Origin of the sequence: Yinghuangia sp. YIM S09857 (assembly GCF_051388915.1) — a bacterium.
Lineage (GTDB): Bacteria > Actinomycetota > Actinomycetes > Streptomycetales > Streptomycetaceae > Yinghuangia.
In genome coordinates, this window is sequence record NZ_JBPKBH010000010.1 from 1 (window position 1) to 6431 (window position 6431).

At 71.0% G+C, this 6431-nt stretch carries 5 protein-coding genes; 4 read left to right on the forward strand and 1 reads right to left on the reverse strand.

Features of this window, described 5'->3' with window-relative positions; all coding sequences use genetic code 11:
• Positions 1–172: 172 nt before the first annotated feature.
• Together ACRX5S_RS21740 and ACRX5S_RS21745 are read left to right on the forward strand one after the other, a co-directional pair.
• Positions 173–1621 (forward strand): arabinose isomerase, encoded by a 1449-nt coding sequence (locus ACRX5S_RS21740; protein ID WP_436774693.1) that lies wholly within the window; start codon positions 173–175, stop codon positions 1619–1621.
• 35 nt (positions 1622–1656) lie between these two features.
• The gene (locus ACRX5S_RS21745) at positions 1657–3153 is read left to right on the forward strand and encodes a rhamnulokinase (protein ID WP_436774694.1); all 1497 of its coding nucleotides are present in this window, start codon (positions 1657–1659) and stop codon (positions 3151–3153) included.
• Between the two features lie 72 nt (positions 3154–3225).
• Here ACRX5S_RS21745 and ACRX5S_RS21750 read toward each other — a convergent pair whose 3' ends face one another.
• Positions 3226–3903 (reverse strand): TetR/AcrR family transcriptional regulator, encoded by a 678-nt coding sequence (locus tag ACRX5S_RS21750; protein WP_436774695.1) that lies wholly within the window; start codon positions 3901–3903, stop codon positions 3226–3228.
• 112 nt (positions 3904–4015) lie between these two features.
• Here ACRX5S_RS21750 and ACRX5S_RS21755 point away from each other — a divergent pair, with 112 nt between their 5' ends.
• Both ACRX5S_RS21755 and ACRX5S_RS21760 read left to right on the forward strand, forming a co-directional pair.
• Positions 4016–5167, forward strand: a complete 1152-nt coding sequence (locus ACRX5S_RS21755) for a sulfotransferase family protein (RefSeq protein ID WP_436774696.1) — start codon at positions 4016–4018, stop codon at positions 5165–5167.
• Positions 5168–5203: 36 nt separating this feature from the next.
• On the forward strand, positions 5204–6304 hold the full coding sequence (locus ACRX5S_RS21760) for a DUF1214 domain-containing protein (protein WP_436774697.1): 1101 nt from the start codon (positions 5204–5206) through the stop codon (positions 6302–6304).
• Positions 6305–6431: the final 127 nt, after the last annotated feature.

The following is a 6431-nucleotide window of genomic DNA, read 5'->3' on the forward strand; positions in this document are numbered from 1 at the left end:
ACCCCTGGGGACCCCGCCCGCCCCGCCGCCCCTTCTGCCGCCTCTTCCACCGCCCGGCGGCCGGGCCGTCCCACGGCCGGGCCACCGCCGGTGACCGAGCCGCCCGTTCCACCGTTCTCCGGGCGAACCGCACCGCGGCTCACGTACGACAGTTCGCGAAAGGACGCATGCGATGAACACCACGGAACCCGGCCTCGGAGCCGCCTACGCCCGCGTTCCGGCGACGGCCCGCCGTCCGAAGGTCGGCCTGGTGTCGGGTGGACTCGGAGCGTACTGGCCGCAGTTCCCCGAGTTGCTGCCGCAACTGCGCCGCTCGGCCGCCCGGGTCGCGGAGCGCATGGGCGCGTTCGACGCCGAGGTGGTCGACGTGGGCTTCATCTCGGACGCCCAGGAGGGCGCGGCCGCCGCCGAGCGGCTGCGTCGCGAGGGCTGCGATCTGATCGTCGGATTTCTGACCACCTACATGACGGCGACGATGCTCGTGCCGATCGCACAGCGGTCCGGGGCGCCGGTGCTGCTGATCAACCTCCAGCCGACCGAGGCGATGGACCACGCGGCGTTCGACACGGGGGCGTGGCTGGCGTACTGCGGCGCGTGCCCGCTGCCCGAGATGGCCAACGCGTTCCGTCGCGTCGGCGTGGACTTCCGCTCGGTGTCCGGCCACCTGGAGGACGAGAACGCCTGGCGCCGCATCGGCCGCTGGATCCGCGCGGCGGGCGTGCGGGCGGTCCTGCGCAACGGACGGCACGGCCTGATGGGGCACCTGTACCCGGGGATGTACGACGTGTCGACCGACCTCACCATGGTCCCGGCGCACAGCGGCGGGCACGTCGAGGTCGTCGAGTTCGACGATCTGCGGGTGCGCGTCGCCGAGGTGACGGACGATCAGGTCGCGGCAAAGCTGGCCGAGACCCGCGAGATCTTCGAACTCGACGCGTCCGTCGTCGCGGACGACCTGGCCTGGGCGGCCAAGGTGTCGGTGGGCCTGGACCGCCTGGTCGCCGACTTCGACCTGGACTCGCTCGCGTACTACCACCGCGGCCTGGACGGCGAACTCCACGAACGCCTGGGCGCCGGAATGATTCTGGGCGCATCGCTGCTCACCGCGCGCGGCATCCCGACGTGCGGGGAGTACGAACTGCGCACGTCCCTCGCCATGTTGATCGCCGACCGGCTCGGCGCGGGAGGCTCGTTCACCGAACTCCAGGCGCTGAACTTCCGCGACGGCGTGGTCGAGATGGGCCACGACGGCCCCGGCCACCTCGCCATCAGCGAACGGCGGCCGCTGCTGCGCGGCCTCGGGGTCTACCACGGCAAGCGCGGCTGGGGGGTCTCGGTCGAGTTCGACGTCAAGCACGGGCCGGTGACGCTGGTCGGGTTGTCCCAGACGTACGACGGCCGCTACGAACTCGTGGCCTCCGAAGGCACGGTCGTGGACGGTCCGCTGCTGGCCATCGGCAACACGACCTCCCGCGTCGACTTCGGCCGCGACCCGGGCGAGTGGACGGACGCGTGGAGCGCGACCGGCATCCACCACCACTGGGCGCTGGCCACCGGACACGTGGTCGAGGACCTGCGGGCGGTCTCCGACCTGACCGGTCTCGCGCTGGTCACCGTCTAGCAGCACGTCCCGCCCGGAAACCCTGGAGAGTTGCCGTGAGCACGTCGCAGCCGCCGCCCGTCTTCGCCGCGATCGACATCGGCGCGTCCAGCGGGCGCGTCATCGCCGGCCGCGTCACCGCCGGAGGCACCGGTGCCTCCGGCGGCCCGACGCTCGACCTCACCGAGGTGCACCGTTTCCCGAACCGCCCGGTCCGGGTGCGGGAGACGTTGCACTGGGACATCCTCGGGCTGTACGGGGAGGCTCTGGAGGGGCTGCGCAAACTCGGGGCGGCGGGCGGGACGGGCCCGACGTCCATCGGCATCGACACCTGGGCCGTCGACTACGGCCTCCTCGACGCGTGGGGCGACCTGCTCGGGAACCCGGTCCACTACCGCGACAGCCGCACCGACGGTGTCATGGACCGCGTCTTCGCCACGGTGCCTCCGACCGACATCTACCGGACCACAGGGCTCCAGTTCCTCACCTTCAACACCATCTACCAACTGGCCGCCGAGCAACGGGCACGACTCGAATCGGCTTCCGGACTCCTCCTCATCCCCGACCTGTTGACCTACTGGCTGACCGGACGGATCGGCGCCGAACGGACCAACGCTTCGACCACCCAGCTCTACGACGTACGAACCGGTGGCTGGTCCACCGACCTGGCCGAACGCGTGGGTGTCCCGCCGCACTTGCTCCCGCCCCTCCGCGACCCGGGCACGGTCGTCGGCCCCCTGACCGCCGACGTAGCCGACGCCACCGGGCTGGCCCCCCCGACTCCGGTAGTGGCGGTCGGCTCCCACGACACCGCGTCGGCGGTCGTCGGAGTCCCGGCGCGGGGAAGGGACTTCGCGTACATCTCGTGCGGCACGTGGTCCCTGGTCGGCGTCGAACTCGACAAGCCGGTGCTGACGGACGAGAGCAGGGTCGCCAACTTCACGAACGAGGTGGGGGTCGACGGCACGATCCGCTACCTCCGCAACGTCATGGGTCTCTGGATCCTTCAAGAGTCCGTCCGCGTCTGGCAGGCGCGCGGCTTGTCCACCGACCTCCCCACCCTCCTGGAACAGGCCGCCTGCGAACCCGCATTCCGCTCCCTGATCGACCCCGACGACCCGCTGTTCCTGCCTCCGGGCGACATGCCGCAGCGCATAGCCGAGTACTGCGCGCGGACAGACCAGCCGATCCCGCAGTCCCCGCCCGCGATCGTCCGCTGCATCATCGAAAGCCTGGCCGTCGCCTACCGCCGCACAGTACGCAGCGTGGCGGATTTGTCGGGGACAACAGTCGACACGATCCACCTGGTCGGCGGTGGCTCCCGCAACGAACTCCTGTGCCAGTTGACCGCGGACGCGTGCGGCATACCGGTGGTGGCGGGCCCAGTAGAGGCGACGGCAATAGGCAACGTCCTGGTCCAAGCACGCGCGGCGGGGGTAGTCGAGACCCTCGCGGAGATGCGGGAACTGACCGCCGCGACACAGCCATTGCGTACCTACACCCCGACAGGCAACCAGGCCGTATGGGAAGCCGCCGAACGCCGCCTGGCCTGACATCCCGATGGGGCCGTCCCCTGTGGCGTCTCCTGGGCGTTGCATACTCCTCGGTGGGGACAAAATCCCGTCTCAGGCGCCGAGGGCGTGGGCCACGTGTGCTGTTGTCTCGCGGGCATACATGTCCGTCATCCGTGCGAAGGCGGCGTCGTACTCCTGGGCGCGCATGTGGCTGAGGTACACCTCGGCGGCGGGGCGCAGTTCCGCGGGTACGCGGAGGACCACCGCCTCGGCGCGGGCGGCGCCCGACGCGCGGTCGCCGGCTTCGGCGGCGCAGAAGCCGTGGACGCCCCACACGAGTTGCTGGGCCGTCGAGGCGGCATCGCCAGGGGCGAGGCCCAGTTCGGTCAATTGCGCCGTCCAGTGGGCCGCCACCTCCAGGAGCGGCGCCACCGAGGCACCCGCGGCGAGGAGTTCGTGCAGGCCGGTGGCCGCGAGGGCGCCGCGGTAGCGCGTCATCCAGTCGCGGATCCGGTCCGGCAGCGGAAGTTCCGCATGTGGAGCCGTGTCGTGGCGCCGCATCAGGTGCACGGAGAGCGCGTCGACCAGGTCCTCGCGCGCGGGGAACGAGGTGTAGATCGTCATGGGTGCGGCGCCGAGCCGCTCGGCGACCTTGCGGATCGACAGCCCCGCGGCGCCGGACTCCGCGAGGACGGCGACCGCGGCGTCCAGCACCTCGCGCTCGGTGTGGCGCCGGGGTCGGCCCCTGCCCCGGGTCGCCGCCGCGCCGGCAACCGCTTCTGCCTCCACGGCACGCCTCCCACCTGAATCCGGTCAACCCCGGAAGAGTATTGCCTCCATTTTCCAGATGGCGTACAAGTATTCCGTCGGCAGCCCCGGAGCCCCAGGAGACGGACGTAACGTGGCACACATCGACGACCTGCTCGACCAGGTGGCGACGCAGACCGGGCTCGACGACTTCGGCGACCCGTCGTTCCGCGACGGCCTCGACCGGATCGACGCCGCGATCGAGCGGACCGCGAGGCTCACCCCGCTCGGGCGGACCGTCTTCGAGGGCCAGACCAAGGCCGCGCTCACCAACCGGGCCGGAGTCGCCGCCTGGGAGCGCGACCACCCGGAGCTTCTTGAACAGCAGGTTGTGGAACCGGTGTTCATCATCGGACTGCCGCGCAGCGGCACCACCGCGCTCAGCCACCTGCTCGCCGCCGACCCCGGCAACCGCACGCTGCTCGCGTGGGAAGCGGGCGGGTCCACTCCGCCGCCGGAGACCGCGACGTACCGGACCGACCCCCGGCTGCGCGCGGCACAGCAGTCCTCGGGACTGCTCGACCAGCTCAACCCGGGCTTCAAGGCGATCCACCACGACCCGCCGGAATTGCCGGTGGAGTGCACGGTGCTGCTCGGGCAGCACTTCGCGAGCCTGATGCTGTCGACGATGTACAACGTGCCGGACTACGACGCGTGGCTGCTGGCGAGCGACATGACCGCGGCGTACGACCACCACCACCGGATGCTGCGCCTGTTGCAGTCGCGATGTCCGGGGCAGTGGTTCCTCAAGGCTCCTGTGCACTGCCACGCCCTCGACGCGGTCACCGCGCGCTACCCGGACGCCCGGTTCATCGTGACCCACCGGGATCCGGCGGTCACGGTGGCCTCGACGTGCAGCCTGGTGCGTTCGCTGTCCGGCACCTTCACGGAGCACGACCACACGGGCCTCATCGCCGCGAACTGGCCCGAATACCTGGGCACGATGGCCGACCGGGTTCTTGAGTACCGGTCCCGGCACGGCGATTCCCGGTTCCTCGACATCGCGTACGCCGACCTGGTCGCCGACCCGCTCGGAACCGTCCGGACGGTGTACGCCTGGCTGAGCCGCCCCCTGTCCGCCGCGACGGAGGCGGCCCTGCGGGCACACACGCAGGCCAACCGCCAGAACAGGTTCGGCAGACACGCGTACGCGCTCGCCGACTTCGGCCTCGACCGCGACGGCGTCGCCGACCGGTTCGCCGCGTACCGCGAAAGGTTCGGCATCCCCTTCGAAGCGGCCTGCTGACCTCCCCACCAAGACCCGGCCGAGCAACGGAGCATCATGACGCCAGACAGCGCCCCCGGACCCCTCGCCGACGTGTGGAGCGACCTGTGCGCCGCGATCCGGACCAGTGAGGCCAGTTTCCTCGACGGCTCGCGCGGCGACTTCGACGAACGGACGATCGCCGAGGGCTACCGCAGTCTCACCCACGTCCTGCGCTACGGCCTGGAGATCTACCTCGAATCGGACCCCGCCGCGCCGCGCTTCCTGCCGCTCGCGACCCCGACCGCGCGCATCCTCGGCGACAACACCGACACCGACTACCGCATCGCGCTGATCGACGGCAGCCGCGACTACGTCATCCGCGGCCGACGCGGGGACGAGTGCTACCTGTCGTTCACCGTGCACGCCGGCCCGGACCCCGCGCGGCACCTGCGCCAGCGCATCCTCGGAGAACTGAACCACCGTCACATCACCACAGACGAGGACGGGGCCTTCGCCATCACCCTCTCGTCGACCAAGCCGCCGTCGGGTGACTGGATCGAACTGACCGACGACGCCTCGATCGTCATCACGCGCGAGTACTACTTCGACAAGGACAGCGCGGAACGCCCCACCTACACCATCGAGGCCGTCGAACCACCGACCGGCATAAGGGTGTTCGATGCGGCACGCGTCGCGGACGGACTCGGTGCGGCCACCCGGTTCCTCCAGGAGTCAGTCCTCACCCAGCCCATGCGGCCCACCGAACCCAACGTCATGGCAGCCCCGTTCCGCTTCACCCGCACGATGCCGGGATGGGGTACGCCGGACAACGTGTACTGCCGGGCCCGGTTCGAGCTGGCCCCGGACGACGCCCTTGTCATCGAGGGCGACTCCGGCGACTGCACGTACTGGGGGATCCAGCTGTGGAACTCCTTCATGCAGTCGATCGACGGACCCACCGGCCCCGTCTCACGCAACACCCGGACGGCGAAGCTCGGTTCGGACGGTCGGTTCCGCGTCGTCGTCGCGCACGAGGACCCGGGCCCGACCGAACCGGACTGGCTCCCCACCACCGGCCTCCGCACGGGCGTGGTCTTCTGCCGCTGGCTGCTGCCGGAATACGAGCCCGCGGCACCGACCACCCGTGTGGTCAAGCTCGCCGACCTGCGGGGTTAGTGCGGTGACCGGGACGGCACCGTGGCGGCGGCGCTCGCCTGTGCCTGGCCGCGAGAGTCCGCGACGTGCCCTATCCGGGTCGTCGAAGGGGGGCACCCTCGCGCGCCACCGCGAACGGCGCCGCCGG

What these genes read in the sequence shown, in the direction of transcription:
- ACRX5S_RS21740 (WP_436774693.1), top strand. Translation starts at nt 173, where the DNA reads ATGAACACCACGGAACCCGGCCTCGGAGCCGCCTACGCCCGCGTTCCG.
- ACRX5S_RS21760 (WP_436774697.1), top strand. Translation starts at nt 5,204, where the DNA reads ATGACGCCAGACAGCGCCCCCGGACCCCTCGCCGACGTGTGGAGCGAC.